Here is a 1,170-nt window from a genome sequence, read left to right as displayed (position 1 = left end):
CGGCGCGCTCGGCGGCCACGACGCCAAGGAGGCGCAGGCGCTGCTCCTGGACGCGGGCTGGGTGCCCGGGGGCGCATAGGTCGACGAGGTCGGCTACATCCCCTTCGACCAGGACGCCGCGAACCTGTTCTTCCAGCTGATCGCGTCCCGTCACGAACAGGGCTCCGTGATGGTCACCTCGAACCTGCCCTTCGGACGCTGGGGAGAGACCAACGTCGCTCGGTTAGACGGCTGGGGTCCTCTGTGGGCGCCGGAGTAATGGTCGTTCAGGTGTCGTGAGGTGGAGGAGTTCCGGGGTGTCCGGTGCCGGGCGTTGGTTCTCGGGGAAGAGTTCGAGCTTGACGGTGTGGATGACCTTGGTGGTGGCAGGCTCGTCAGGTTTCAGGGTGTGGTAGCCGGTGCCGCTTCGCTTGGTGGCGCGGGGGGCTGCCCGGCCGGGGCGGGGCTCGACCGCCTCGCGGACCAGGTCGCCGCGCACGTCACGAGCCTTGGCGGCCAGGCGCCGAGGGGGAAAAGTCCGCGCCGACGGAACGTCGGGCGGCGGCGAGGGTCTGCTTGAAGCTGATGTGGGAGACGGGGAGGTTTGCCTGCCGGGCGCTCTCGGCGGCCAGGCGGTGCACGGCCTGGTAGACGCACAACATGGCCCACAGCTCCTGCTCGACCATGGCCGGGCTCATCGAGCGCAGGGTCGCGGTGCGTCCGCCGCGCTGTTCGATCTTGATGTGTTTGAAGATCGTCTCGCTGGTCCAGCGTGCCGTGTACAGCTCCGCCAGTTCCTGCGCGGGCGCCGCCTGCGGGTCGAGCAGCGTGGTGAGCAGGCAGAACAGCTCCGAGCTCTCGTTGCTCACCCCGTCTTCATCGAGGGTGGCGGTCACCACCGTGTATTCGCTGACCCGCACCGTGATCCTCTGCCCGCGTGGGCCGTTGAGATGGGAGAGGTAGGTGCCGTCCGCCAGCACCCGGTCCACCGGCAGGGTGAAGGAGTCCGAGACGCGCCACAGCAGGTGGGCGCCGGTGTCAGCGGCGGCCCGCCACAGGCCGTAGGCCGGGAAGCCACGGTCGGCCATCAGCAGCATCCCGGCGCGCAGGTGCACCAGCAGCCGGTGGGCCAGGGTCCGCTCGCCGACAGCGAAGGAATCGAAGACCGCACCAAGGCGATGATCGGTGCGG

1 protein-coding gene and 1 pseudogene are annotated in these 1,170 nt (G+C 69.5%); one reads left to right on the top strand and one right to left on the bottom strand.

What is annotated here, in order from left to right:
* Positions 1–79: 79 nt before the first annotated feature.
* Positions 80–211 (top strand): annotated as a pseudogene (locus ACWEGE_RS47005) (ATP-binding protein); the annotation flags it as partial.
* A 268-nt stretch (positions 212–479) separates the two neighbouring features.
* Here ACWEGE_RS47005 and ACWEGE_RS47000 read toward each other — a convergent pair.
* The coding region (locus tag ACWEGE_RS47000) for a transposase (protein WP_449667018.1) at positions 480–1,170 on the bottom strand (691 nt) is incomplete at its 5' end.

Source organism: Amycolatopsis sp. NPDC004747 (genome assembly GCF_053601335.1).
The sequence above is the reverse complement of the archived record's forward strand: the minus strand, read 5'-3'. Positions and strand labels throughout refer to the sequence as shown.